Annotated in this window: 32 protein-coding genes; 13 read left to right on the top strand and 19 right to left on the bottom strand. The window is 62.5% G+C overall.

From position 1 onward, the window contains the following. Window positions 1–33 precede the first annotated feature (33 nt). From NKJ55_RS07835 to NKJ55_RS07845, 3 genes are all read left to right on the top strand, one after another. Window positions 34–678: a DUF805 domain-containing protein gene (locus NKJ55_RS07835; RefSeq protein ID WP_502896446.1), complete on the top strand. Its 645-nt coding sequence runs from the start codon at window positions 34–36 to the stop codon at window positions 676–678. A 157-nt stretch (window positions 679–835) separates the two neighbouring features. After that, a complete protein-coding gene (murI, locus tag NKJ55_RS07840; protein WP_352449390.1) occupies window positions 836–1,648 on the top strand; it encodes a glutamate racemase in 813 nt (270 codons plus the stop codon). Between the two features lie 76 nt (window positions 1,649–1,724). Beyond that, entirely contained in the window at window positions 1,725–1,913 is a 189-nt protein-coding gene (locus NKJ55_RS07845) for a DUF3008 family protein (RefSeq protein ID WP_023674705.1), read from the top strand. Between the two features lie 90 nt (window positions 1,914–2,003). Here NKJ55_RS07845 and NKJ55_RS07850 read toward each other — a convergent pair whose 3' ends face one another. After that, on the bottom strand, window positions 2,004–2,216 hold the full coding sequence (locus NKJ55_RS07850; protein ID WP_023674706.1) for a hypothetical protein: 213 nt from the start codon (window positions 2,214–2,216) through the stop codon (window positions 2,004–2,006). Between the two features lie 379 nt (window positions 2,217–2,595). Between NKJ55_RS07850 and rpsD the strand changes: the two genes are divergently transcribed. The 4 genes from rpsD (at window position 2,596) to NKJ55_RS07870 (ending at window position 5,527) form a co-directional block, all read left to right on the top strand. Next, window positions 2,596–3,213: a 30S ribosomal protein S4 gene (rpsD, locus tag NKJ55_RS07855; protein WP_023717376.1), complete on the top strand. Its 618-nt coding sequence runs from the start codon at window positions 2,596–2,598 to the stop codon at window positions 3,211–3,213. Between the two features lie 152 nt (window positions 3,214–3,365). After that, window positions 3,366–4,253, top strand: a complete 888-nt coding sequence (gene ttcA / locus NKJ55_RS07860; protein WP_352449391.1) for a tRNA 2-thiocytidine(32) synthetase TtcA — start codon at window positions 3,366–3,368, stop codon at window positions 4,251–4,253. Next, window positions 4,243–5,070, top strand: coding sequence for an inositol monophosphatase family protein (locus tag NKJ55_RS07865; RefSeq protein WP_352449392.1), 828 nt, complete (start codon window positions 4,243–4,245; stop codon window positions 5,068–5,070). The genes ttcA and NKJ55_RS07865 overlap by 11 nt, the downstream gene beginning before the upstream one ends. 49 nt (window positions 5,071–5,119) lie before the next feature. Then, window positions 5,120–5,527, top strand: coding sequence for a UCP034077 family protein (locus NKJ55_RS07870; protein WP_352449393.1), 408 nt, complete (start codon window positions 5,120–5,122; stop codon window positions 5,525–5,527). A gap of 18 nt (window positions 5,528–5,545) precedes the next feature. On the opposite strand, the gene NKJ55_RS07875 is transcribed toward NKJ55_RS07870, so the two are convergent. Then, window positions 5,546–6,745, bottom strand: a complete 1,200-nt coding sequence (locus tag NKJ55_RS07875; protein ID WP_502904466.1) for a multidrug effflux MFS transporter — start codon at window positions 6,743–6,745, stop codon at window positions 5,546–5,548. A gap of 207 nt (window positions 6,746–6,952) precedes the next feature. Continuing rightward, entirely contained in the window at window positions 6,953–7,288 is a 336-nt protein-coding gene (gene grxD / locus NKJ55_RS07880) for a Grx4 family monothiol glutaredoxin (RefSeq protein ID WP_023674712.1), read from the bottom strand. 162 nt (window positions 7,289–7,450) lie between these two features. Between grxD and NKJ55_RS07885 the strand changes: the two genes are divergently transcribed. Further along, window positions 7,451–8,257 carry a phosphodiester glycosidase family protein gene (locus tag NKJ55_RS07885; RefSeq protein WP_352449395.1) on the top strand — a complete coding sequence of 269 codons (807 nt, stop codon included), beginning with the start codon at window positions 7,451–7,453 and terminating at the stop codon, window positions 8,255–8,257. A gap of 12 nt (window positions 8,258–8,269) precedes the next feature. Here NKJ55_RS07885 and NKJ55_RS07890 read toward each other — a convergent pair whose 3' ends face one another. The 3 genes from NKJ55_RS07890 to NKJ55_RS07900 form a co-directional block, all read right to left on the bottom strand. Then, window positions 8,270–8,503: a BolA/IbaG family iron-sulfur metabolism protein gene (locus NKJ55_RS07890; protein WP_023674714.1), complete on the bottom strand. Its 234-nt coding sequence runs from the start codon at window positions 8,501–8,503 to the stop codon at window positions 8,270–8,272. Between the two features lie 87 nt (window positions 8,504–8,590). After that, window positions 8,591–10,828 carry a phosphoribosylformylglycinamidine synthase subunit PurL gene (gene purL, locus NKJ55_RS07895; protein ID WP_352449396.1) on the bottom strand — a complete coding sequence of 746 codons (2,238 nt, stop codon included), beginning with the start codon at window positions 10,826–10,828 and terminating at the stop codon, window positions 8,591–8,593. Between the two features lie 148 nt (window positions 10,829–10,976). Further along, the gene (locus tag NKJ55_RS07900) at window positions 10,977–12,389 is read right to left on the bottom strand and encodes an aminotransferase-like domain-containing protein (protein WP_352449397.1); all 1,413 of its coding nucleotides are present in this window, start codon (window positions 12,387–12,389) and stop codon (window positions 10,977–10,979) included. A 93-nt stretch (window positions 12,390–12,482) separates the two neighbouring features. Here NKJ55_RS07900 and NKJ55_RS07905 point away from each other — a divergent pair, with 93 nt between their 5' ends. Further along, a complete protein-coding gene (locus NKJ55_RS07905) occupies window positions 12,483–12,728 on the top strand; it encodes a DUF1127 domain-containing protein (protein ID WP_352449398.1) in 246 nt (81 codons plus the stop codon). A gap of 26 nt (window positions 12,729–12,754) precedes the next feature. On the opposite strand, the gene NKJ55_RS07910 is transcribed toward NKJ55_RS07905, so the two are convergent. The 6 genes from NKJ55_RS07910 to purC are packed head-to-tail and all read right to left on the bottom strand — an operon-like array spanning window position 12,755 to window position 16,258. Continuing rightward, the gene (locus NKJ55_RS07910) at window positions 12,755–13,396 is read right to left on the bottom strand and encodes a Pr6Pr family membrane protein (RefSeq protein ID WP_352449399.1); all 642 of its coding nucleotides are present in this window, start codon (window positions 13,394–13,396) and stop codon (window positions 12,755–12,757) included. A 4-nt stretch (window positions 13,397–13,400) separates the two neighbouring features. Further along, window positions 13,401–13,811, bottom strand: coding sequence for a hypothetical protein (locus NKJ55_RS07915; RefSeq protein ID WP_352449400.1), 411 nt, complete (start codon window positions 13,809–13,811; stop codon window positions 13,401–13,403). 2 nt (window positions 13,812–13,813) lie between these two features. Continuing rightward, window positions 13,814–14,479 (bottom strand): glutathione S-transferase family protein, encoded by a 666-nt coding sequence (locus NKJ55_RS07920; protein ID WP_352449401.1) that lies wholly within the window; start codon window positions 14,477–14,479, stop codon window positions 13,814–13,816. A gap of 31 nt (window positions 14,480–14,510) precedes the next feature. Next, the gene (gene purQ, locus NKJ55_RS07925; protein ID WP_352449402.1) at window positions 14,511–15,179 is read right to left on the bottom strand and encodes a phosphoribosylformylglycinamidine synthase subunit PurQ; all 669 of its coding nucleotides are present in this window, start codon (window positions 15,177–15,179) and stop codon (window positions 14,511–14,513) included. A 1-nt stretch (window position 15,180) separates the two neighbouring features. Beyond that, entirely contained in the window at window positions 15,181–15,423 is a 243-nt protein-coding gene (gene purS, locus NKJ55_RS07930) for a phosphoribosylformylglycinamidine synthase subunit PurS (RefSeq protein ID WP_352449438.1), read from the bottom strand. A 40-nt stretch (window positions 15,424–15,463) separates the two neighbouring features. Then, window positions 15,464–16,258: a phosphoribosylaminoimidazolesuccinocarboxamide synthase gene (purC, locus tag NKJ55_RS07935; protein ID WP_023674725.1), complete on the bottom strand. Its 795-nt coding sequence runs from the start codon at window positions 16,256–16,258 to the stop codon at window positions 15,464–15,466. Between the two features lie 270 nt (window positions 16,259–16,528). Between purC and NKJ55_RS07940 the strand changes: the two genes are divergently transcribed. After that, entirely contained in the window at window positions 16,529–16,849 is a 321-nt protein-coding gene (locus NKJ55_RS07940) for a DUF1476 domain-containing protein (protein ID WP_023674726.1), read from the top strand. A gap of 118 nt (window positions 16,850–16,967) precedes the next feature. Continuing rightward, complete coding sequence (locus tag NKJ55_RS07945) at window positions 16,968–17,741, top strand: HpcH/HpaI aldolase family protein (RefSeq protein ID WP_352449404.1); 774 nt, start codon at window positions 16,968–16,970, stop codon at window positions 17,739–17,741. Between the two features lie 97 nt (window positions 17,742–17,838). Here NKJ55_RS07945 and NKJ55_RS07950 read toward each other — a convergent pair whose 3' ends face one another. After that, a complete protein-coding gene (locus tag NKJ55_RS07950) occupies window positions 17,839–18,387 on the bottom strand; it encodes an RBBP9/YdeN family alpha/beta hydrolase (RefSeq protein WP_352449439.1) in 549 nt (182 codons plus the stop codon). 271 nt (window positions 18,388–18,658) lie between these two features. Between NKJ55_RS07950 and NKJ55_RS07955 the strand changes: the two genes are divergently transcribed. Further along, the gene (locus NKJ55_RS07955; protein WP_352449405.1) at window positions 18,659–19,471 is read left to right on the top strand and encodes a VOC family protein; all 813 of its coding nucleotides are present in this window, start codon (window positions 18,659–18,661) and stop codon (window positions 19,469–19,471) included. 1 nt (window position 19,472) lies between these two features. Here NKJ55_RS07955 and NKJ55_RS07960 read toward each other — a convergent pair whose 3' ends face one another. From NKJ55_RS07960 to NKJ55_RS07975, 4 genes are read right to left on the bottom strand one after another with little or no spacing between them, the layout of a single operon-like run. After that, window positions 19,473–20,045, bottom strand: a complete 573-nt coding sequence (locus tag NKJ55_RS07960; protein ID WP_352449406.1) for an RBBP9/YdeN family alpha/beta hydrolase — start codon at window positions 20,043–20,045, stop codon at window positions 19,473–19,475. Further along, window positions 20,045–21,352, bottom strand: coding sequence for an adenylosuccinate lyase (gene purB / locus NKJ55_RS07965; RefSeq protein ID WP_352449407.1), 1,308 nt, complete (start codon window positions 21,350–21,352; stop codon window positions 20,045–20,047). Before purB ends, NKJ55_RS07960 begins: the two co-directional genes overlap by 1 nt. A 59-nt stretch (window positions 21,353–21,411) precedes the next feature. Continuing rightward, a complete protein-coding gene (locus tag NKJ55_RS07970) occupies window positions 21,412–21,912 on the bottom strand; it encodes a hypothetical protein (protein ID WP_352449408.1) in 501 nt (166 codons plus the stop codon). Window positions 21,913–21,923: 11 nt separating this feature from the next. Next, window positions 21,924–22,649: a DUF2259 domain-containing protein gene (locus NKJ55_RS07975; RefSeq protein ID WP_352449409.1), complete on the bottom strand. Its 726-nt coding sequence runs from the start codon at window positions 22,647–22,649 to the stop codon at window positions 21,924–21,926. Window positions 22,650–22,896: 247 nt separating this feature from the next. Here NKJ55_RS07975 and NKJ55_RS07980 point away from each other — a divergent pair, with 247 nt between their 5' ends. Continuing rightward, window positions 22,897–23,151 (top strand): DUF2171 domain-containing protein, encoded by a 255-nt coding sequence (locus tag NKJ55_RS07980; protein WP_023674734.1) that lies wholly within the window; start codon window positions 22,897–22,899, stop codon window positions 23,149–23,151. Between the two features lie 46 nt (window positions 23,152–23,197). Here NKJ55_RS07980 and NKJ55_RS07985 read toward each other — a convergent pair whose 3' ends face one another. Next, the gene (locus NKJ55_RS07985; RefSeq protein ID WP_352449440.1) at window positions 23,198–24,217 is read right to left on the bottom strand and encodes a P1 family peptidase; all 1,020 of its coding nucleotides are present in this window, start codon (window positions 24,215–24,217) and stop codon (window positions 23,198–23,200) included. A gap of 14 nt (window positions 24,218–24,231) precedes the next feature. Then, window positions 24,232–25,305 carry a branched-chain amino acid ABC transporter substrate-binding protein gene (locus NKJ55_RS07990; protein ID WP_352449410.1) on the bottom strand — a complete coding sequence of 358 codons (1,074 nt, stop codon included), beginning with the start codon at window positions 25,303–25,305 and terminating at the stop codon, window positions 24,232–24,234. Between the last annotated feature and the right edge of the window lie 63 nt (window positions 25,306–25,368).

The following is a 25,368-nucleotide window of genomic DNA, read 5'->3' on the forward strand; positions in this document are numbered from 1 at the left end:
GATCCATTGTCTGGAAAACGATGGGTTCTTTCGATGTTCAATTCAAATATCGGCCGTCTTCGCTTTTTCTTGTACTCAGGGGCACTGGTCTTTGCGGAAATCGTGACATTCGTGCTGTGCGTCGTGGGGACCGTCGGCTTCGAGGGTTTGGCCAATTCGAAACCCGGTCCTTCCAGGGAAGGGCTGGCCGCGGCTGTTCTCGTTACCTCGCTGGTGATCGTTCTGTTCCGCGCGAATTTCGCCTGGCGTCGAAGCCGCGACGCGCAAGGGTCGGGTTGGATCCTTTGGTCGTATATCGTGTTCTCGACGCTGTTCGCGATCCTGCAGGCCGGCACTGTTCTTGTCGTAAAATTCGACGGCGAAGATTCGCATTCCGGCCTTAACCTGCTGGGATTAGCTCTTGTCGGGCTGTGGGCCGTCATCTTGGCGGGCAAGCAGGCGGGCGGTGGCTCTGCGGATATGGCGTCATCCCTGAGTTTCGACGATTTCGACCCGCCCGGGCCGCTGCGCGGCACCGCCGCGCTCCATTCAGCGTCAGCCACCGGCGCGACGGCCCTGGCTGCAGCCTACGCCACGCGGGCCGCGCCGGTGCCGTCGAACCACCCTGCATCTCAACCTGCATCTCCGGCGAACGGCCGGCCGCGGCCCGGCGGCTTCGGCAAGCGCGGCCTTGTGTGACCGGCTCGCCGCATCAAGGCCATGATGGTTCCACATAGAAGCGGCCGGGATAAAGCATCATTGGCCGAAGCAGAAAGCATGGGCCGGGCCTTCCCCCGTGATCTCGTTTGTGATTCCCAGCCCTTAGTGATTCCCAGCCCTTAGTGACTCAATGACAATGACCGATCCATCGAGCGCCCGTCCGATCCTGATGTTCGATTCCGGCATTGGCGGCCTCACCGTGCTGCGTGAGGCGCGCGTGCTGATGCCTGACCGCCGCTTCATCTATGTCGCCGACGACGCGGCGTTCCCCTTCGGCGGCTGGGAGGAGCCGGCGCTGAGAACACATATCCTGGAGTTGTTCGCCAGGCTGCTCGAACGGTTTTCGCCGGCCATTTCGGTCATCGCCTGCAACACCGCCTCGACGCTGGTCATCGATGCGTTGCGCGAGAGGTTTCCCGGCCACCCTTTCGTCGGCACTGTGCCGGCCATCAAGCCGGCGGCGGAACGCACGCGCTCAGGTCTGGTTTCGGTGCTGGCTACGCCCGGCACCGTCAAGCGCCAGTACACGCGCGACCTGATCAGCAAATGGGCGCAGAAATGCCACGTCCGCCTGGTCGGCAGCGACAGGCTGGCTGGATTGGCCGAAGCCTACATGCGCGACGGTTTTGTCGACGAGGACGCCGTGCGCGCCGAGATCGCGCCGTGCTTCGTCGAGCATGACGGGCTGCGCACCGACATCGTCGTGCTTGCCTGCACCCATTATCCGTTTTTGGCCAACCGCATGCGCAAGACAGCACCGTGGCCGGTCGACTGGCTCGACCCGGCCGAGGCGATCGCACGCCGCGCGCTGTCGCTGCTTGCCGATACCGAGGCCCGCTATCGCAGAGAGGCACTGCCGGAAGGCGCCGACCTTGCATTCTTCACCTCGAACAGCGCCGATTTTCCGACGCGCCGGCTGATGCAGGGATTTGGCCTGGCGATATCCTGACCGCAGGCAATTTTCGCTTTGGGAACATCACACCGGACAATGCGTTTTCCCCTCATTGGAAACAGGAGAAACCATCATGCCAGCCACCTCAAAAGCCCAACAGAAAGCGGCCGGCGCGGCATTGTCAGCCAAGCGCGGCGAGACCAAGAAGGGCGCGCTCAAAGGCGCGTCGAAGGGAATGTATAAATCCATGAGCGAAAAACAGCTCGAGGAATTCGCCGAGACCAAGCGCAAGGGCCTGCCGGAAAAGAAGTCGAAACACTGATCGACTGGCCATTCTGACGGCGGATGCCGGTCAATAAAAGGCCCGCGGCTGAGCCGCGGGCCATGAAGTCTCAACGGGCGAGGACGAAAATTACCAGTTCCAGCCCCACCCGCAGCGCCGCACTTTGTAGCGGATCACCTTGCGATGACCGTGGCGCCACACCACCTTCTTCTTGACCACGATGCGGCAGACCTGGTGATGCCTGTGCCCATGCCAATGCCGGGCCTGCGCCGGCTCGGGCGCGACCGCCATCGTGCCGGCCATCACCGCGGCTCCTACCAACGTAAGGAAGAACTTCTTCATGCGAATTCCAGCTCCTCTGACTTCAGTCCCTTCCTGATGCCGCTGGCGCAACCTCCCGCCACATCCGGCACGTTCTACAACCGTAACACTATCCGGTTCGGCGATTCGCGCCAGCCGGAAGCTTGACAGCGGTTAAATCTCCGTTTAACCAGCCCACCAACACCGGGCCGCAATGCCCGGTGGTTTGCTTTATGTGTGCAAGACGTTTGGGAAGCCGGTTTACTTTCCCTATGTCTTGTTTGAAATGACGTGTCCCGTGGGTTTTCCGTCGCGTTGCGTGGAAAACCCTGTCAGGTCTCGAAAACGGAGGCCAGAGGAGGGCGCGTTTCCTTCGCCCGGACCATGAGGTTCCGGGTGTGTTGTTTTGAAAGGGAATGCGATGAGCAAGCGCGAATCCGCGAAGTACAAGATCGACCGCCGTCTTGGCGAAAACATCTGGGGCCGCCCGAAGTCCCCGGTCAACAAGCGTGAATACGGCCCCGGCCAGCATGGCCAGCGCCGCAAGGGCAAGCTTTCCGATTTCGGCCTGCAGCTGCGCGCCAAGCAGAAGCTGAAGGGCCACTATGGCGACGTGTCGGAAAAGCAGTTCCGCAAGGTCTATGAAGAGGCGGACCGCCGCAAGGGCGACACCTCGGAGAACCTGATCGGCCTGCTCGAATCGCGCCTCGACGCGGTCGTCTACCGCGCCAAGTTCGTGCCGACCATCTTTGCGGCGCGCCAGTTCGTCAATCACGGCCACGTCAACGTCAACGGCAAGCGCGTCAACATCGGCTCGTACCGCTGCAAGCCGGGCGATGTCATCGAAGTGCGCGAGAAGTCGAAGCAGCTGGTCATCGTGCTGGAATCGGTGGGCCTGGCCGAGCGCGACGTGCCCGATTATATCGAGGCCGATCACAACAAGATGACCGCGGCCTTCACGCGCATCCCCGGCCTGGCGGACGTTCCGTTTGCCGTGCAGATGGAACCGAACCTGGTCGTCGAGTTCTATTCGCGCTGATCGGCGCGTTCGTCGCGATACAATCGAAGGCCGCCCGTCGAGGCGGCCTTTCTTTTTTCGTTCCTTTTCCGCGGCGTGATTCCGAAATCGATTTCGGTTTTCGGTCCGATGCGCTACTGCGGGCGGCAACAGGATCTTGGGGCGGACGCGCCATGAATATGCTGCCAGACGCCGAAACACTCGAACCGGTCGCCGACACCGAAGGCGGCTTTCATCCGCTGTTTGCCGATGTGCCGTCCTCCGTCGAGTTCAACAAGCTGCGCAAGCGGCTGTTGCGGCTTGCCCGCCAGGCGATCGACGATTTCGCCATGGTGAGGCCCGGCGACCGTTGGCTGATCGCTCTGTCGGGCGGCAAGGATTCCTACGGCCTGCTTGCCGTGCTGCTCGATCTCAAATGGCGCGGGCTGCTGCCGGTCGAGCTGTTGGCCTGCAATCTCGACCAGGGCCAGCCGAACTTTCCCAAGCACATATTGCCCGATTATCTCGACAGCCATGCCATTCCGCATCGCATCGAATATCAGGACACCTATTCGGTGGTCACCGACAAGCTGGCCGAGGGCAGCACCTATTGCTCGCTGTGCTCGCGGCTACGGCGCGGCCATCTCTATCGCATTGCCCGCGAGGAGGGCTGCTCGGCGCTGGTGCTCGGTCATCACCGCGAGGACATACTGGAAACCTTTTTCATGAACCTGTTCCATGGCGGACGCCTCGCCGCCATGCCGCCGAAGCTGCTCAACGACGAAGGCGATGTCATGGTGCTGCGGCCGCTCGCCTATTGTGCGGAAGCCGATCTCGAGAAATTCGCCGGCGCCATGAAATTCCCGATCATTCCGTGTGATCTGTGCGGTAGCCAGGAAGGCCTGCAGCGCAACGCCATGAAGGCGATGCTCGACGACATCGAGAAGCGCATGCCCGGCCGCAAGGACACGATGATCCGCGCCATGACCAATGTGCGGCGTTCGCATCTGCTCGACAGGAAGCTGTTCGATTTCGCCGCCCTCAACGAAACCCTCACCACCAGGCGTCCCAATGACATTTGACGATAGCGCGATCGACTGGCTTGCCGACCTTCTGTCGGAAGCCGCCGTCGCCGAGATCATGCCGCGCTTTCGCCGGTTGAGCGAGGGCGAGGTCCGTCGCAAGACCTCGGCCGCCGATCTCGTCACCGAGGCCGACGTCAATGCCGAACGGCTCATCACCGCCAGGCTGCGCCAGCGTTATCCCCACGCTATGATCGTCGGCGAGGAGGCCTGCTCCGACGACCCGACGCTGCTCGACGGTCTCGGCGATGCCGAACTCGCCTTCGTCATCGACCCGGTCGACGGCACCTTCAACTTCGCCTCCGGCGTGCCGCTGTTCGGCGTCATGCTTGGCGTCGTGATCAAGGGCGAGACGGTCGCCGGCATCATTCACGATCCCGTCGGCAAGGATTGGCTGATCGGCGTTAGTGGCGCCGGCAGCCATATCCGCCATGCCCATGGCAATCTGGAAAAGGTCCATGTCGCCAGACCGGCGCCGATGTCGGAAATGACCGGTGCGGTCTCATGGCACTATGTGCCCGAGCCGGACCGCTCACGTTTGGCGCGCAACCAGACCAAGTCGCTTTCGCAGTTCAACTATCGCTGCGCCGCCCACGAATACCGCCTGCTGGCCAGCGGCCACGGCCATTTCGTCGTCTACAACAAGCTGATGCCTTGGGACCATCTGGCCGGCGTGCTGATCCATGCGGAGGCCGGCGGCCATGCCGCGCGCTTCGACGGCAGCGCCTATCTGCCGTCGCATGTCGGGGGTGGTCTGCTGGTCGCGCCGGACCGGGAGAGCTGGCGAGAGCTGCGCCGCGAGCTCTGGGCGGAATAGCTCTTCGCTGCCAAAGTTGTCCACTCCTGTGCGAAACCGGAGACCTCGAATGAAACCTCGGTCCGCAATTGTTGCAATGGCCTTTGCCCTTGCCTTGGTTGCCGGTGTCAATGAAGCAAGCGCTGGGGAACGCGCATGTGGCAGTCCCGACTCCGTCGACACCATAGACGAGATGTTCTCCGCGATCTTCGCCTGTTGGAAGCCGCCGCCCGGAACCGCGGGCATGACCCTGACGCTGCAGTTCTCAATTCGCCGAAACGGCACGCTTATCGGCAAGCCGCGCGCCACTTACTCCCATCTAGGGGACGATGGTCCGCTCAGCCGGGCCTTCGTGGCTTCCGTCCTCGAGGCGCTCGACAAGGCTCTTCCACTGCCCGTTTCGGACAGTATGGGTGGAGCAATCGCAGGACGTACGCTGTTCCCTCGCTTCACCGCGGTCAGTGAGGGTGCATCCTAGGCGCACGCGCAATGTGCATTAGACCGGCGGGTTATGCGGCTGGAACAGTCTGCCGCGCTCGGCCAGCAGGATCATCAGCAGCGCTGCTACCGACACGCTGCAGAACCCGGCGGCCAGCGGCGTCACCGTGCCGTTGAAGGCTTGGCCGATCAGCGTGCCGAGAATGCCGCCAAGAAATGTCTGCATGAACCCGAGGATCGACGACGCAGTGCCGGCCAGGTGCCCCAGTGGCTCCATGGCGAGCGCGTTGAAGTTCGCGCCAAGCGCGCCGAACGGGACCATGGCGCAGGCAAAGAAGGAAATGAAGAGCCATAGCGGCATCTTCATTTCGATGGAAACGACCAGCCAGGCAAGGCTGATGGCGAGAAACAGCAGCAGCGCGCTTTGCGACAGGCGGCGCATGCCGATGCGGCCGACGAGGCGCGAGTTGAGGTAGTTCGAAAAAGCAAGTACGCCGGCAACCCCCGCGAAGATGACGGGGAACATCTCGCCGACATTGAACACGCTGACATAGATCTGCTGGGCCGAGGCGATGAAGCCGAACATGGCGCCGAAGATGAAGGTGCTGGCGAAGGCGTAGCAGAGCGCGATGCGGTTGGTGAGAACGATGCGGAAGCCGCCGATGATGGAGGACAGCGTCAGCGGCCGGCAATATTCGGGGTGTAGTGTCTCGGGCAGGCGCAGCAGCGACCAGGCGGACACGATCAGCGCGCCGGCTGCCATGGTGACGAAGATCACATGCCAGGTCGCAAACAGCATGATGAACTGGCCGATACCGGGCGCCACCACCGGAATGGCCATGAACACCATGAAGATCAAGGACATGACTTCGGCCATGCGCCGTCCGTCGAACGTATCGCGCACGATCGAGACGGCAATGACGCGCGTCGCCGCCGCGCCGATGCCTTGCACCGCCCGGCATAGCAGAAGCGTGGTGAATGACGGGGCGATTGCCGCAGCGCCGGCCGCCACGACGTAGATCACCAGCCCTGCGACAAGCGGCGCGCGGCGCCCGAAACGGTCCGAGATCGGCCCGAAGAACAGCTGTCCGCCGCCAAAGCCAAGGATGTAGGCGGTGACCACATATTGCCGGTGGTTTTCATTTTCGACGCCAAGCGAAGCGCCGATCTGCTGCAGCGCCGGCAAAATAATGTCGATGGCCAGCGAATTGAGCGCCATCAGCGCCGCGCACAGCGCAATGAATTCCCAGCGCGGAATGGGCAAGGTGCTTGCCTTTTGCTGCGCTTGTGCTTGCTGATCCACGGCCAGTCCGATCCTCAAACGAAAATGCGCCGGCTGGCCGACGCATCCATTCGTTGATTGCCCGATAGCGGGCAGAAATTTTTGCCAAGGTGGGGGCTGCCCCGGCGTTTAGCGCATGACCCCCGAAAATCGCAGGCGGAAGGCCATACGCAGAAACAGAAGTCAGGCGGCGCCTTTGACGCTGACGCCCTTTTCGACGAGGAAGGTCTGCAATTCGCCCGCCTGGAACATCTCGCGGATGATGTCGCAGCCGCCGACGAACTCGCCCTTGACGTAGAGCTGCGGGATGGTCGGCCAGTTGGAATAGTCCTTGATGCCTTGCCGCAGTTCAGCCGACGTCAGCACGTCGACGCCCTTATAGTCGGCGCCGATATAGTCGAGGATCTGCACGACCTGGCCGGAAAATCCGCATTGCGGGAAGCCGGGCGTGCCCTTCATGAAGAGAACGACGTCGTTGCCCTTCACTTCATTGTCGATGTAGTCGTTGATGCCGCTCATGGAATACCCTTTCATGCCTGTGGGAGTCAGGCTCGAACATTACCCTTCAAATAAACCCATGGGTTGCGCGAAACAAGGTGTTTGCCGCCTTGCCATGCAAATGGCGCAAAGGAACGTCTGATCTTGTGCCAAGCCGTTGGCCACCATCTTTCCCGAGGCGCGATGAAAAGACGATATCTCGCCGGGTTCCTCCTCGCCGTTCTGTTCGCCGCACTGTCCTTGATCTGGTGGGCCAGGTCGCCGAGACAGCCATCTCTGGTCGTCGGCGGTGAATTACCGGCGCCGTGCCGCGACGCGAGCTTCGAGGCGGTCGCCTATGTCGTCTGCGAAATCGATCTGCGCCACTATGACATCGGTGTGTTCCACGCAGGCCTCGACGGCAAGGCTTTCGGTTCACTGGACAAATTCGACAAGGCGATGGCGGATCAGGGCCGGCCGGTGCTGCTCGCCATGAATGCCGGCATGTATCACCAAGACCTGACTCCGGTCGGCCTTCTCGTCGAAGACGGCCGGGAGAAGGCGACGATCAACGTCGCCGACAGCGAAGGGAATTTCTTCCTGAAACCGAACGGCGTCTTCCTGGTCCGGAAGGACGGCAAGGCGGCGGTCATGGAGACAAGCGCCTATGCTGCGACCAGACTGGACGTGATGTTTGCCACGCAATCCGGCCCGATGCTGGTGATCGACGGCCGGATTCATCCCCGCTTCGAGCAGAACGGCACGTCGCGCTATATCCGCAATGGCGTCGGCGTGCGTGACGAAAACACTGTCGTGCTGGCGATCTCGCGCTCTGAAGTCAGCCTCGGCAGCTTCGCGCGACTGTTTCGAGACGCGCTCGATTGCCCCAACGCGCTTTTCTTCGACGGGGCCGTTTCGGCGCTGTCGAACGGCGAGCGGATGATTGTTGGTGGAAAGTATCCGGCGGGGCCGATCATTGCCGTGACCGGTAAGAAGCTTGCGAGCCGGTAACTGCAAGAGAGCTCAGTCCGGCACGCTGGTCTGCAGGGCAAGCGCGTGCAGTACGCCGCCCATGTTGCCCTTCAGCGCGTCATAGACCATCTGGTGCTGCTGGACGCGGCTTTTGCCGCGAAAGCTTTCGGCCACAACCTCAGCCGCATAATGGTCGCCGTCGCCGGCCAGGTCGCGAATCGTCACCTTGGCGTCGGGAATGCCTTCCTTGATCAGCCGTTCGATGTCGTGGGCGTCCATTGCCATTGTGAGGATTCCTTGTTCAGGTCGTGATCTCATAGATATGGTCGAAATGGCGGATGAACCACAGCGAAACGGCCCCTCTCGATCACATCACGGGTCCACGACCTCATTTGCCATGAAGCGAGGGAACCAGGATTCGTGGGCGGCGGTCAATTCGCTGACCGGTATCGCACGCGCCTCGCCGAGCTTCAATTCGCTGCCGCCGGTCGAGCCGATCCACGGCGCAAAAACGCCGAGCTTGTTTTGCTGTTCGCGAATGGCGTCCCATTGCTCGCTCTGCGGGTCGATCGACAGCGTCAGCAGATAACGGCCCTGGTCCTCGCCGAACCAGACCGGGATTGGATCTGTGCCGATCAGGCCGGGGATGGTCGCGCCGATGCCGGAGGCCATCGCCATCTCGGCCAGCGCCACCGCGATGCCGCCATCGGAAACGTCATGCGCCGCGGTAACGACACCGGAGGCGATCAGTGCCCGCACGTGGTCGCCGACCCGCTTCTCGTGGTCGAGATCGACCGGCGGCGACGGGCCGTCGGCGCGGCCATGAATGTCGCGCATATAGACCGACTGGCCAAGATGCGTGCCCCATATCATCGGCGCGCCGACCAGCACGATCATCTGGCCTTCGGCGGCAAAGCCGATCCGCACCATTTTCGACCAGTCGGCAATCAGCCCGACGCCGCCAATGGTCGGTGTCGGCAGGATGCCTAGGCCGTTGGTCTCATTGTAGAGCGAGACGTTGCCGGAGACGATCGGGAAGCCAAGCGCCCGGCAGGCATCGCCGATGCCTTTCACGGCACCAACCAGCTGGCCCATGATCTCGGGCCGTTCCGGATTGCCGAAATTGAGGTTGTCGGTGGCCGCGAGCGGCAGGGCACCGGTGGCGGTAAGATTGCGCCAGCATTCGGCGACCGCCTGCTTGCCTCCCTCGTAGGGATCGGCCTCGCAATAGCGCGGCGTCACGTCGGAGGAGAAGGCGAGCGCCTTGGTCGGGTGGCCGTCGACGCGCACGACACCGGCGTCGCCGCCGGGAAGCTGCAACGAATTGCCCTGGATCAGCGTGTCGTACTGCTCCCACACCCAGCGGCGCGAGGACAGGTCCGGTCCGCCTAGCAGCTTGAGCAGTGCCTCGGCCACGTCGGCTTGCGGTGCATCGCCGGCCAGCGGCGCCGGCTTCTTCGGCTCGACCCAGGGACGGTCATATTCCGGCGCCTGGTCGCCAAGATCCTTGATCGGCAGATTGGCAACCTCGTCGCCCTGATGCAGCACGCGAAAGCGCAGATCGTCGGTGGTCTTGCCGACGATGGCAAAGTCGAGGCCCCATTTGTGGAAGATCGCCTCGGCCTGTTTTTCCTTTTCGGGGCGCAGCACCATCAGCATGCGCTCCTGGCTCTCCGAAAGCATCATCTCATAGGCGCTCATGCGCTCTTCACGCACCGGCACCTTGTCGAGATCCAGCTCGATGCCGAGGTCGCCCTTGGCGCCCATCTCGACCGCCGAGCAAGTGAGGCCGGCGGCACCCATGTCCTGGATGGCGATAACGGCGCCGGACGCCATCAGTTCGAGGCAGGCTTCGAGCAGGCATTTTTCGGTGAACGGGTCGCCAACCTGCACGGTGGGGCGCTTCTCGTCGATCTTGTCGTCGAACTCAGCCGAGGCCATGGTAGCGCCCCCGACACCATCGCGCCCGGTCTTGGCGCCGAGATAGACGACCGGCAGGCCGACGCCCTTGGCCTCGGACAGAAAGATTGCGTCTGTTTTCGCGAGGCCCGCGGCAAACGCATTGACCAGGATATTGCCGTTGTAGCGGGCGTCGAAATTGACCTCACCGCCGACCGTCGGCACGCCGAAGGAATTGCCATAGCCGCCGACGCCGGAAACGACACCGGCAACGAGGTGCCTGGTTTTGGGATGGTCCGGCGCGCCGAAGCGCAGCGCGTTCATCGCCGCGATCGGCCGCGCGCCCATGGTGAAGACATCGCGCAGGATGCCGCCGACGCCGGTCGCAGCTCCCTGATAGGGCTCGATATAGGAGGGGTGGTTATGGCTCTCCATCTTGAAGACGACGCAGTCGCCGTCGCCGATGTCGACCACGCCGGCATTCTCGCCCGGGCCCTGGATGACTTGCGGCCCGGTGGTCGGCAGCGTGCGCAGCCACTTCTTCGAGGATTTGTAGGAACAATGCTCGTTCCACATCGCCGAAAAAATACCAAGTTCGGTAAAGCTCGGTTCGCGCCCGACGAGGTCGAGGATGCGCTGGTACTCGTCGGGCTTCAGCCCGTGCGCGGCAATGAGTTCAGGAGTGATCGGCACGGAATTGGAAATGGTCATGATCGGCAATTGTGTCCTTGGGATCGAGTCCCGTCTTATCGCAAGCTTTGCAGCCGATACACCCCGTTAGATGACTAAAACGATGGAAAGCAACAGCTGACGGTAAGTAGCGAAAGATCGCCACTTGACCCGCCGGTTTCAAGCCGGTTCAGGAAAAGCTGTCGTAGCCGGCGCGGCCCTCGTCCAGAAGCCGCCGGATCACCGCGACGCCGTGCGCGATATCGTCCCGCTGTCGCGGCTGCGAGATGCCAAACCGCACGCCGTGAAAGGCCTGTTCGGAACGCCCTGCCTTGAACTCATCCTCGTCGTCGATGAGCACGCCATGTTCGAGGCAGGCCTGTTTGAAAGTGCCGGAAAGCCACGGGTCGGGCAAAGTGAGCCAGACGAACGGCACATTATCCAGCGCCTTGAACTCGAAGCCGTCGAGTGTCTCGCGCACGATCGCGATGCGCGCGCGGATCTCGGCAATGCTGCGCTTGCGCATCTCAGCGGCCTGACCGGACAGCACCAGCCGGCTGCCCACCTCCGCCAGCAGAAAGGGCAGGCCGCCCGTCATCATCTTGTGGGCAACCCGGATGCGGTGACGATAGGCCGGCGGGCAAGCGAGCCAGCCGCCGCGAACACCCGCCGCAACCGATTTCGACAGGCCGCCGGCAACGATGGTCCGTTCGGGAGCATATTCGGCCATTAAAGGCGTTGGGTCATCGGTCAGTCCGCCATAGAGATCGTCCTCGATCAGGACGACGTTATATTGACGGGCGACATGCGCGATTGCCTCGCGGCGCGATGCCGACAGCGTAGTCAGCGTCGGGTTCTTGGCCGTCGGCATCAAAAACATCATCTTCGGATGCTTTTGTGCGCAGACGCGCTCGAAATCCTCGGGATCGATGCCCTCGTCATCAGCCGCCACCAGTGCGGTCCGGCGACCGATCAGGCCGGCGCTGCGCGAGATCTGCGAATAGGTGAGGTGTTCGAAGACGACATAGTCGCCGGGGGCGGTGAGCCCCGCAATGGTTGCCATTACCGCCGCGTGGGTGCCGAGCGTGGGGACAATGGCATCTGCGGCCGGGCGAAAGGAATTGCGTGACAGCCAGCGCCTGCCGGCTTCGAACCAGCGGTCCGGGAAATCACGCGTGTAGCTTGAAATCTCATGCGGATGGTCTTGCGCCGTGCGTGTCAACAAATCCGCGACGATGGCACCCTGGCCGACATCCGGTGCGGCGGTGCTATCGAAGCGCAGCTTGTCGCCGGGCGCATCCATATAGCGCGTGCCTTGTTCGACCGGCCCCAGGAAATCCGGCTTTGCGCTCTCCGACTGTTGAGCGAGAACATAGGTTCCGCGGCCGACCTCGCCGCTGACCAATCCCCGCTCGCGCAGCAATTGATAGGCCCTGCCGACCGTGCCGACGGTCGTGCCGATGTCGTATGCCAGATCGCGCTGCGGCGGCAGCTTTGCCCCTGCACCGATCAAGCCGCGGTCGATGTCCGTCTCGATGGAATCGGCAAGCCGCTGATAGAGCGGGCCGGTGCGGGCGGTCAGGTCTGGAAGCCAAGTTGTCATGGTGACAATTTTTTACATTGCACCGAAATGAGAGTCAATACATATGGAGCGGGTCGTACGAAAAGGCACAATTGCAATCTTGGCAGAAAGAAAATGGGTACAATAGAGACAATCCGCTACGCGGCAGTTGAATTGACCGGAAGCCGCTCGTCGGGCCGGAGATCCTATGTTCGCGGGCTCGTGCAAGTGGTCACGTCATTCGTCCGATGGATCGACAGCCTGCTGGATCGCCGCCGCAGTCGGCTGGTCCTGCTCGAGATGACCGACGCCCAGCTCAAGGATATCGGCATTTCGCGCTGCGATGCCCATCGTGAAGGTCTGAGGCCGTTCTGGGACTGAGGAGTTCGACGGGGCGCTATCGCACTTTAGCGGATGTCCGCCGCCCTGATCCGCGTGACACCATGGTCCACAAGCACCGCCACAATGCACAGCATCAGAAAGAGCCCGGTGATGGCCAGAGCCGAGACGGCGACGCTGGTCGCGCCGTTCTTAGCGAGATCGAGGAACGGGTAGGGCACTTCACCGGCAATCGGCGCCCGCAGCAGCGCGTAGGCCAGATAGGCGATCGGATAGATCATCCACCAGGAGATGTCGCGCCACCGCGTCGAGCCGTCGGCGCCTGCCACAAGCCACCACAGCACGAACAACACCGGCGTCACATAGTGCAGGAGCACATCGCAGAGCAGGAACAGCCCTTGCGGCTGCCAAAGCTGCGCCAGGACCGTTGCATAAACGATGAGGACCAGCGTTATGGCGACGGCTACGCCCGCCCGCATCCGTGGCGCGGCAAAGGCCGGAAACCAGGCATAACCCGTCGACGACAGCAACGAGGCATGGACGAGCACTGCGCCGATGTTGGTCAGGATGGTGAAGAAGCTGAAATAGAAGACCAGCGAGCCGCCAAAGCCGCGGCCGGCTTCCATTGATGCCGGGACGGTGATGCAGATCTGCAGGACGAGCCCGGCCAGGCCGACGACCAGACCGGTGATCTGCAGCACGCGACCCATTGGGCTAGGCAGCAGCGCCGCAGGCCGGATTGCCCGCCTGCCAGCGGGCAATGTCCGAGCCGATGCGCGCGCCGAGCGGTTCCGCCATCAATGGGCCGAACACGTCGACGCGGCTCGAATTGCCTTGCGCTTGCACGACCAGCAACGGCTTTCCACCATAATGTTTGGCCGGCACCAGCAGGAAACGGGGCGTGCCGCTAAACGAATTCAGTTCGTTGGCCATCTGGTAAGATTTGAAGGCAGGGTCCTTGCTGGCGATCCAGCATTTGTGGGCAGCGATTGCCACCTGTTCCATGGCAAGCAGTGACGCGCTCTTGCCCGCCGGCGCCGGCGTGCTCTTCGGGCCTGACTGGCATGAGGCGAGTACAAGCCCGGCGGCAGTAGCGACGGCTAGGCGCGTGGTCGTCGGTGTCATGTTCAAGCGGCGCCCATCTCGAGTTCGGACAGAAAGATCTTCAGACCGTCTGTCATCTCACCCCAGACGCGCGACAGCGCCGGATGCTGCAAGGCGATTTGCTCGTAGGCATCGAATTTCGGATAGGCGTCAAGCAAATCGGGGCGGCCGATCGTTGTCCTGAAATTGTTGAAGACGAACCGGGTCGGCGTCAACCACGCATCGGCAAAGGAGATGTCGTCGCCGAGCGCGAACGGGCCATGCGCCATGCGGGCCTCGATTGCCGCAAGCCCGTGATGCAATCGGGCGAACTGTGCCTTGATCTCCGCCTCATTGCGCTGCGGCACGAAATAGAGTTCGAACAGCTTCATGGTCGGGGCGAGCACGTCGAGGTCGGTAATGCGGGCGAACATGCGCACCAACGCCCGGTCTTTCGTATCCTTGGGCAGCAGCGCCGGCTCGGGGAAACGCTCCTCCAGATATTCGGCAATGACTACCGATTCGACGATCGTTTCGCCGGAACCGGTGATCAGCACCGGAATCCTGTTGAGCGGCGAGATGGCACGAAATGCCTCGGGGATGGGAAACCCCGGCGGCGGCGCAATGAGCTTGAGCGGCACGTTCTTGATGTAGGCCAACGCCCGCACGATCGACGAATAGGGCGACAACGGCCGCGAATAGAGTTTCATGACCGTCGCTCCAGGAGGAAAATTGAAGGCATCAAGCGGCGATGCCCAGCGCGCTTTCGAACAGCGCCCGGCCGTCGCTGCCGCCATGCGCCGCTTCGATCAGGTTCTCGGGATGCGGCATCAGGCCGAGCACATTGCCGCGGCCGTTGACGATACCGGCAATGTCGTTGATCGAGCCGTTGGGATTGGTGCCTACGGCATAGCGGAACACCACCTGGCCTTCGCCTTCGAGGCGGGCCAGCGTTTCGGCATCGGCAAAATAATTGCCGTCATGGTGCGCCACCGGCGCGCGGATGATCTGGCCCGGCTGATAGCGGCGGGTAAACATCGTGTTGGCGTTGGCGATCTGCAGCTTCACCTGACGGCAGACGAATTTCAGCGAGGTATTGCGCATCAATGCGCCCGGCAGCAGGCCGGCCTCGACCAGGATTTGGAAGCCGTTGCAGACGCCGATGACCGTAACGCCCATGGCCGCCTTTTCGGCCACCGCCCGCATTACTGGCATGCGCGCGGCAATCGCGCCGCAGCGCAGATAATCGCCGAACGAAAAGCCGCCGGGAATGGCGATCAGGTCGACATCGGGAATTTCGGTGTCGGTCTGCCAGACGGTGACCGGCGGCGTGCCGGAAATCTTGGTCAGCGCCGCGATCATGTCGCGGTCGCGATTGAGGCCGGGGAGCAGGACGACGGCTGATTTCACCTCAGGCGATCTCCACCGCGTAATTCTCAATCACCGTATTCGCCAGAAGCTTGTCGCACATGGCATTCAGATCCGCTTCGGCCTTGGCCTTGTCGCTCTCGGCAAGTTCGATATCAAAAACCTTGCCTTGCCGCACCTGGCCGACGCCGCCGAAACCCATTCCGGACAGCGCATGCTCGATTGCCTTGCCTTGTGGGTCGAGCACGCCGTTCTTGAGGGTTACGGTAATGCGGGCCTTGATCACGCTGGACATGCTCCTGTTCACCTGTTGAGCTGGCAAGCCATCAATGTGGCTTGCCTTTGACGCCGTCGGTCGATGCGACGAGCACCGGTCCGGCCGGGCGCGGCGGCTCGTTCTCGTTCATGATGCCGAGGCGGCGGGCAACTTCCTGATAGGCTTCGACCAGCCCACCCATGTCACGGCGGAAACGATCCTTGTCGAGCTTATCCTGTGTCGCCACGTCCCACAGCCGGCAGGAATCCGGCGAGATCTCATCGGCAACGACGATGCGCATCATATCGCCTTCGAACAGGCGGCCGCATTCGATTTTGAAATCGACGAGCTGGATGCCGACGCCCATGAACAGGCCGGAAAGGAAGTCGTTGACGCGAATGGCCAGTGCCATGACATCGTCGATCTCCTGTGGGCTCGCCCAGCCGAAGGCGGTGATGTGCTCTTCCGAGACCATCGGATCGTCGAGCGCATCGGCCTTGTAATAGAATTCGATGATCGAGCGCGGCAGCACGGTGCCTTCCTCGATGCCCAGGCGCTTGGCCAGCGAGCCGGCGGCGACGTTGCGCACCACCACTTCGAGCGGGATGATCTCGACTTCCTTGATCAACTGCTCGCGCATGTTGAGCCGGCGGATGAAGTGGGTCGGAATGCCCATCCGGTTGAGATGGTTGAAGATGTGCTCGGAAATGCGGTTGTTGAGCACGCCTTTGCCATCGACGATTTCATGCTTCTTCTTGTTGAAAGCGGTAGCGTCGTCCTTGAAGAACTGGATCAGCGTGCCAGGCTCCGGTCCCTCATAAAGGATCTTGGCCTTGCCTTCATAAATGCGGCGGCGATTTTTCATCTGATTTTTCTCTGGATTTGCGGGCAGGCGGCAAGCGACCAGTTCCTGTCCGTCTGCCTAAAATAAGACGGCGACGGTGGGGTTCAATGCCGGTGTCTATCCCAATCGCACTGTTTGCTCAATCGGCAAATCCTTTCAATCAACCGCTTTCGGGCACCGAAATGCCGCAGCGCAGCAAGCAATGTAGCATATTGACCGGCCGGCGCCCTTTTGGTTTGTGCTCCGGCAACACATATTGGCACAACGAATCGGATTTCACGGAGGGATGCCATGAGCAGCATGAAAGACCGCGAAGAGGGCTTTGAGCGCAAATTCGCATTCGACGAGGAACTTCGGTTCAAGGCTGCGGCACGCCGCAACAGAGCGCTCGGCCTGTGGGCTGCCGAAAAGCTCGGCAAGTCCGGCGCCGATGCCGACGCTTATGCCAGGGAAGTGGTCGTCAGCGACATCGAGGAAGCTGGCGATCACGACGTTTTCCGCAAGATACGCAAGGATTTCGATGCCGCCGGCATCGACCAGTCGGACCATCAGATCCGCCGCACCATGGATGAATTGATGGCGCAGGCGATCGAGCAGATCAAGAACACCTGATCCCCATCGATACTCTTCGAATGCTGGACCAATCGACCGCCCGGCCTCACCGGGCGGTTTTTCTTTGCCTTTGCGGTCATTTCCGGCTGAATTGCTGCAAGCAAAGAGGAAATCGCCAATGTCCCTGAAGTCACGCCTTGCGGCCGACGAGACGCTGTTCACCGCATGGTCCGGCGTGCCGGATGCCTTGACGGTCGAGATACTGGCCAGGCAAGGGTTCGACGCGGTTACGCTCGATATGCAGCATGGTGGCCATCACGAGGACAGCGTGCTGCGCGGGCTTGTGCCGGTGCTGGCCGCCAACAAGCCGGCTTTGGTACGCATCCCGGTCGGCCGCTTCGACATGGCCAGCCGTGCGCTTGACTTCGGCGCCGAGGCGGTGATCGCCCCGATGGTGAATTCGGTGGCGGACGCAAAGCTGTTTGCTGCCGCGATGAAATACCCGCCACTCGGCGAGCGCTCCTGGGGCCCGACCTATGCTTTTCCGCGCCATGGCAAGGGCGACTATGCCGACTGGCTGCGCGACAGCAACCAGCGCACCATGGCGTTCGCCATGGTCGAAACGCGGGCCGCGCTTGATTCACTCGACGGCATCCTCGACACGCCGGGCATCGACGGGATATTCCTTGGCCCGTCGGATTTCTCGATCGCCTGGTCGAAGGGCACCACCGTCAGTTCGACGCTGGAGAGCATGATGGGGACCGTCGCCTCGATCGCCGACCGCACCCGCAAAGCCGGCAAGCATGCGGCGATCTATGTGATGGAACCGGCCATCGCCGGTCGCGTGGTGTCGATGGGTTACCGGCTGCTGGCGATGGGTTCCGAGCATTCGCTGATTTCGCTTGGGGCAAAGACCCTGCTGAACAGCGTCAGGGATTCGATCGCTTCCTAGAGCAAATCCAGGAAAAGTGTGAAACGGTTTTCCGTCCGGAATTGCGTCAAAACAAAGAGATAGAGCGGTTCGCCGTTCCGTGAAACGGTGAACCGCTCTAGAGATCCGTCAGGAATTTCGCGAACGTCATCGAGCCTTCAGGCCAGGGGCCGAAGCCGGAATCCGTGTTGAGATGACCGGCATCCCCGGCGTCGATGAACAGCGAGCCCCACGCCGCGGCAATGTCCTCGGCGACGCCGAAGGCGCAGAACGGGTCGTTGCGGCTGGCGATCACCACCGACGGAAACGGCAGCGGGTCGCGCGGATAGGGGCCGAAGGTCATCAGGTGCCTCGGCTTTATCTCTGGATTGGCGACATCGGGCGGCGCCACGAAGAAAGCGCCGGCGACCGGCCTCTCGAACCGAGGCAATGCTTGAATGACCGCCGCGACGCCAAGCGAATGGGCGACGATGACGACCGGCCGCTCGGCCTCGTTAACCGCCTTGGCGACACCGGCCGTCCAATCCTCGCGCACCGGCTTCGACCATTCCGCCTGTTCGACGCGGCGCGCTGTCGATAGTTTCGACTGCCAGCGGCTCTGCCAATGATCGGGGCCGGAATTGGTGTAGCCCGGCACGATGAGAATATCTGCTTCCTTGACTTTCATGGCGCGCATGTAGCGAGAGGCGCTGTCGGGTGCAACCGGGTATGAACTCAACAGCGACACGCAAACGGCCGCTCACGAGCCCGGTTCTGCTCGCTATTGTGAACACCCTGTTCGCTTCTTGCGCTCTTGTGTGAACGATCGCGATCAACGATCTGTCGCCAGGAAAGAATGGCTGTTCCGAGATTTTGGCACGGACATGGCGTAGAATGATTGATGGCGCCGGATTGCTCTGTTGGAAGCTTGTCGAGCGCCGCCTGAACGGAGCACTTTGATGAGCGAACTGCCTTTTGCCGCGACGACCCCGGTCAGCGTTGCCCGCGTCGGCTTGCGGGCGCGCGATGCAGACAATCTCGCTGCCTACTATCGCAAAGTCGTCGGTTTGCAGGAACTGAGCCGCGCCGGCGGCACGATTACGCTCGGCGCAGTCAATCGCCCTTTGCTCGACATCGAAGCGGATCCGGCCGCGAAACCCGATGACCCGCGCAGCGCCGGTCTTTTCCACACCGCCTTCCTGCTACCCAGCCGGGCCGATCTCGGCCGCTGGATCAACCATGCCATCGCCAACAAGATCGGCATCGAGGGCGCATCCGACCACCTGGTCAGCGAGGCTCTTTACCTAACCGATCCGGAAGGCAACGGCATCGAGATCTATGCCGACCGCAGTCCGCAGGACTGGAAATGGAACGGTGACAAGATAGCGATGGCGACGGAGCGGCTGAACATTCCGTCGGTCGTTGCCGAGGTGCCGGCCGGCGACACCGGCTGGCAGGGCGCGCCGGAAAACAGCATTATCGGCCACGTCCATTTGCGGGTCGGCAGGCCGGAAGAAGCCGAAGCATGGTGGCATCAGGAGTTCGGTTTCGACACAGTGGCAAAGTACGGTGGCGCGGCGGTGTTCCTGTCGTCCGGCGGCTATCATCACCACATTGGCGCAAATGCGTGGCAGAGCGCGGGCGCCGGTCGCCGCGATCCCGCCCGCTCCGGCTTGGCCTGGGTCGAGATGCGCTCGGACAATGCCGCAAGCGAGACCACCCGCGAGGATCCGTGGGGCACGGTAATAAGGACGGTTCCCGGTAAGGCGTAGGCTAGAGGTTCGCTTTTTCGAGCAAGTGGCCAAGCATGAGCAGGCCCGCTGGCCATACGCCCAGGCGGGCCTCATTTCCCATATGGCCGAGATCGCCGGCATCGGCGATATCCGCGCCCCAGGCTGCGGCAAAAGCGGTCGCCTTGTCGAATGTGACGCGCGGGTCGCTGCGGCTTGCCACCACCAATGCCGGGAAGGGCAGGCGCTTCAGCGGCATCGGCGCGAACGGGCGCACCGCGTCGAATGAGGGATCGGCATCCTCGACATTGGTCGCGGCAACCAGGAATGCCGCCGCGACCTTGTCGAGTTGGCTTTGACTGGCGCCGGCAGCCCACTTCACCGCCGTCGCCACCGCCAGCGAATGCGCAAGCAGCACGACGCGGCGCGGTGCGGCGGCCACCGCGGCATCCACCTGGCCGATCCAGTCTTCAGGCTTTGGCCGGTCCCACTCGGCCTGCAGCACGCGGCTCGAATTGGGGAACACCCGGCACCAATGCGACATCCAATGATCCGGCCCGGAATTGCCGCGCCCGGGCAGGGCAAGGAAATCGAAATCTCCGGCCGACGAAATCATCAGGCTTCTCCGAACACTCTGCTGAAGATCGTATCGACGTGCTTGGTATGATAGCCCAGATCGAATTTCTCGCGGATCTCGGCCTCGGGCAAGGCTGCGACAACGTCCTTGTCGGCCAGAAGTTCCTCAAGAAAATCAGCGCCTTGCTCCCACACCTTCATGGCATTGCGCTGCACCAGCCGGTAGGCGTCCTCGCGCGAAACACCGGCTTGCGTCAGCGCCAGCAGCACGCGCTGCGAATGCACAAGGCCGCGGAATTTGTTCATGTTCTTCAGCATGTTGTCGGGGTAGACGAGCAGTTTGTCGACAACGCTGGTCAGCCGCGACAGCGCGAAATCGAGCGTCACCGTCGCGTCGGGCCCGATCATGCGCTCCACCGAGGAATGCGAGATGTCGCGCTCGTGCCACAGCGCCACATTCTCCATTGCCGGCAATGCGAAGGAGCGCACCATGCGGGCAAGGCCGGTGAGGTTCTCGGTCAGCACCGGGTTGCGCTTGTGCGGCATCGCCGACGAGCCCTTCTGTCCGGGTGAAAAGTACTCTTCTGCTTCAAGTACCTCGGTGCGCTGAAGATGGCGCACCTCGATCGCCAGCCGCTCGATCGACGAGGCGATCACGCCGAGCGTGGCGAAGAACATCGCGTGGCGGTCGCGCGGAATCACCTGCGTCGACACCGGCTCCGGCTTCAGTCCGAGTTTCTTGGCCACGTATTCTTCGACATAAGGGTCGATATTGGCGAAGGTGCCGACCGCACCAGAGATGGCGCAGGTGGCGATGTCCTCGCGTGCATGCACCAGCCTCTCGCGGCAACGCGAGAATTCGGCATAGGCCTGCGCCAGCTTGACGCCGAAGGTGGTCGGCTCGGCATGGATGCCGTGGCTGCGGCCGATGGTGATGGTGTCCTTGTGCTCGAAGGCGCGGCGCTTGAGCGCCGCAAGCAGCCCGTCAATGTCGGCCAGCAGGATGTCGCTGGCGCGGGTGAGCTGCACGGCAAAACAGGTGTCGAGGACGTCGGAGGATGTCATGCCCTGGTGGATGAAGCGGGCGTCCGGCCCGACGAATTCGGCAAGATGGGTGAGAAAGGCGATGACGTCATGCTTGGTGACGCGCTCGATCTCGTCGATGGCTTCGACGTCGAACTTCGCCGCCCCGCCTTTCTCCCAGATGGTCTTGGCGGCCTCCTTCGGGATGACGCCGATCTCGGCCAATGCGTCGCAGGCGTAGGCCTCGATCTCGAACCAGATGCGGAACCGGGTTTCGGGCAACCAGATGGCCACCATTTCCGGCCGGGAGTAGCGAGGGATCATCAGTCGGTCCTGACTTGCGAGAGCATTTGCCCGCGTCCTAACAGAGGCAGGCAAAATGCTCAACGTTGCTGGCGCGCAAACCAGACACTGGCGACAGCGAGCGCAATGAAACCGAGCGGAAAATACAGCCGGATGCCGAGGACGACGAACTGGTAAAGCGCCGTCAACATCGTGAACACGAACTGGAAAACCCAGGTGATGGTGAGCGCGGGTGCATGCCATTGGACGTAGTAGGAGCGGTATTGCAGCCCAAAGAGGCCGCCGGTGAAGGCAATCGTCGCTGCGAGAAGGCAGACGAAGGCGGCGGCGAGGGCGATCTCCCAGTGGCGTCCGAGCGAGACGAGCCGCGCCAGGAACAGCCCAACCGGCAAAGCCAGCGCATCGCCGGCAGCATAAAGCAGCGAGACGAAGCGGATCTTTGCCGGGGTCTCCCAATCGTACTGCAGCAGATTGAGCAGCGCGCTGGCGCCCATCGCTGTGGCCCACAGCAAGGCACCGGCAAATGCGGTGCGCAGCGACGGCAGAGCACGGCGGAGACGGCGCAGAGCGCGATAGCGCATGGCGGGGAACGTCACAGGCGACCGGTTACCGCGATCCAGCGATAGTCCGGCCCTTCGAAGCCGTATTGGCGCACCGCGATCAGCACGGCATAGGTGCTGACGCTATCCAGCGAAAATGTCTGAACCGCGCCGATCTGGTACCCATTCGGACAGCCTCTGCTTTGCGGGATCGATTTGTCCTCGTGAATGATCCTCGTCTGGCCGCCATCCTTCGCCTCGATGCGCAGCAGGCGAAAGCCATTGATCTCGCCCTGGCTCTGGCAGCGTTCGGTGTCGTTCATGCCGATCTGGTCGAGCCGGAACTCGAGCGGATCGTCGACCGGCGAGAAGATCGGGCGCGGATTGACCACCATGCGGAAGGGATCGGCAGAAAGCTCGGTCACCGGGTTGAAGCCGGCGGTGATGCCGCGATTTGCCGTGAGTTCCGCCTGACTGACGATCGCTTCGCCCCTTTGCCGGGCCTGCAGCCGCGCTGCGGCCACCGTGGCATTCTCGTCGTCGAGCCGGACACGTATCGGCGAGCCCTTCAGGAAACTGTCGTCGGCCGTGTCGATATAATAGCGGGTCGCATAGGGAAATCCGGATCCGTCCTGGACGCCGTATTCCTCGAAGGCAAAGACCCCGCCATCACTGCTGAAGCCGAGGATCTCAAGCTCGGCGACATCGCCTGCGTAGGCGGCGGCCAAAGTTGCAAGCGGGGCAAGCAGGCAGACTGCAAACAGGGCAAGATTTCGCATGGGGCTTTCCATTCCGGCGGTCGACGCCGTTAAATTCCTATCACGATGCCGTCAAAAGATCGTGCTGACTGAAACACAAAGTCGATGCATCCAATCCGGCCGTCGTTTGTTATTGTCGGCAGCTTCACCGCATCGTGCCTTCCGAAAATCTGGATCTATTTTCGTAAGGCACGGTGCATTGATTCAAAATGTTTAGAGTGTCCTTTGCGCGTTCAAAAGGACGCGCGGCGCTCTAAGGGAGACCCCCGTGACAGATGCAGCCAAGATTCGCGAACGTATGGAAGTGATCGGCGCCGACGGCGTCCATGTCGGTACCGTCGACAAGGTTGACGGAGATCGCATAAAGCTGACCAAGCGCGACAGCGGCGAGGGCGCTCACAGGGGCCATCACCACTTCATTCCTCTCAGCCTTGTCGCCGAGGTCGAGGGCCAGAAGGTGCGGCTGTCGGCAAACTCGGATGTTGCGGTCACGTTCGAGGAAGAAAAATCCGAACCCACCTGATCATAATCCAGTCTGATAACGGCTCACCCGAATGAGCGTTGCGCGTTCAGCGCGACGACCAGACCGGGAACAGATCGCCCTCGGCTGGCGTCGCGGCAAAGACGCCGCGGCTGATGGCGCGCGCCATCGTGGCGCCGGCCGCGGCGTAGAGATCGATTGCATCGTTGAGCCCGAGCTCGATGCCGCTCTTGCCCGTTGCCAGCGCGAAGACGAGATCGCCGTCGGCGGGCGTGTGCGTCGGCCAAATGGCACGCACAAAGCCGTCATGCGCTGATATCGCTAGGCGTTTGGCGGCGGCCTTGGTGAGTACCGCATCGGTGGCGATCACAGCGATGGTCGTGTTGGCGCCGGTTTCCGCCTGCTCTGCCGCATGCTTGTCACGGAACTTCAGCAAGACCTTTCTGGCATCGTCAGGCATCGGGTAGGGATAGCCTAACCCGCCGAACTCGTCGCCGATCTCGAACGGCGCCGCCCAGAAATGGCGGGTCCCGGCGACCGTCACCGAGCCGGTCGGGTTGACGGCGGCGAGCGCGCCGATGGTGACGCCGCTGTCCAGCACCGTCGAGGCCGAGCCGAGCCCGCCCTTCAGACCGGAGCTCAGCGCGCCGGCACCCGCGCCGGCGGTGCCGAGCGCAAAGTCGATCGCGGCGGCTTGCGCGGCTTCGTAGCCGAGGTCGCGGTAAGGCGGATACCGGCCCCAATCCTTGTCGCCGCCATTGCGCAGATCGAACAGGATCGCCGCCGGCACGATCGGCACGCGAAAGCCGCCAACCTCGACGCCGATGCCTCTTTCGCGCAACGCCGCCTGCACCCCCGACGCGGCGTCGAGGCCAAATGCCGAACCGCCCGAAAGCACCACGGCATGGATGCCTTGGATCGAATTGTGCGGCTCGAGCAGGTCGGTTTCGCGGGTGCCCGGCGCACCGCCCAGGATCTGCACGCCAGCCACGGCTGGTTCGTCGCAGATGACGGTGGTCACACCGGATTTCAACGTCGCATTCGCTGCACTGCCGACACGCACGCCGGCGACGTCGGTGATGAGATTGCGCGGACCGGTACGGAACATCCCCGTGCTGGACATCATTGGCTCTCCGCCGACAAGAAACGGCCGCCGTCGAAACGGAAGGCGCGATAAGGATTTTGCGTCAGGTCGCCTTTTTCGTCAAAGCGGATCGGTCCGATCGCCGTGGTGAAGTCATGTGCGGTCAGTGCATTGGCCAGCCTCTCGCCGGAGCTTTGCGTCAATGCCGACGCCGCCTTGGCGATCTCGACCGCGGCATAGGCGGGAAGCGTGTAACCTTCCGGCACGATGTTTTGTCCGGCAAAGCTCTGCAGCACCTTGGGGTCGGCGACATCGGCCCATTCGGGCGGCGCGATCATCAGCGTACCGACGGCATAAGGCACGTCGCCGAGCGGCGCGCGCAACGCTTCGCCGCCGGCAAACACCATGCCGGTATTTAGCTGGCCAGCATCCCGGCCCATAACGGCGACATCATCGCCGTCGCCGCCGGCAAAGACATGCGTTGCGCCGGCTTTCTTCAGCCGGCCGATCAGGCCGATCTGGTTGTCGAGCTGCGGCCGGAACGTGTCGACGAACACCGGCTTCAGAGCTGCTTGCTCGGCGGCTGCCCGAAATGTCTCGGCCATTTCGCGGCCATAGATCGTACCGTCGTCGACGATGGCGAACAGCTCGGTCTGCCATAGGTGGGTGAGGATGGCAGCAACGGCATTGCGCTCGTCGTCGCCGCGCGGCCCGAGACGATAGATCGGCCATCCGGTCTTGGCGCGCCGGTCGGTCAGGCTTTCCGTGCGAACGCCGACGGTGATCACCGGTATGCCGGCATCCTTGAGGATCGGCAGAGCCGCCTCGATTGCGTCGGTGCACAAAAACCCGATGACGACGTTGACCTTGGCCGCGGTGAACTCCCGCGCGGCGGCGGCGCCACCGTCGGCCGTGCAGGCGTCATCGATCGTCTTGATTTCGGCATCGTTCGCTTCAGCCGCCATTGTCGCGCCGGCCTCGATCTGTTTGCCGAGGATCGCCGACGGCCCCGACAAAGGTGCCGCGACGCCGACCAGCAGCGTCTCGGCATTTGCACTGCAGGCGACCGAGAGCCAGGCCAGCACCGCTATCGTGGTTGTCCAAGGTCGCATGCGAGCGAAGAATTCCTCCACGCCGGTCGCGTGGTTGCCGGCGCCAATGCCGTCAAGACCTAA

Origin of the sequence: Mesorhizobium sp. M0106 (assembly GCF_040322715.1) — a bacterium.
Taxonomy (GTDB): Bacteria; Pseudomonadota; Alphaproteobacteria; order Rhizobiales; family Rhizobiaceae; genus Mesorhizobium.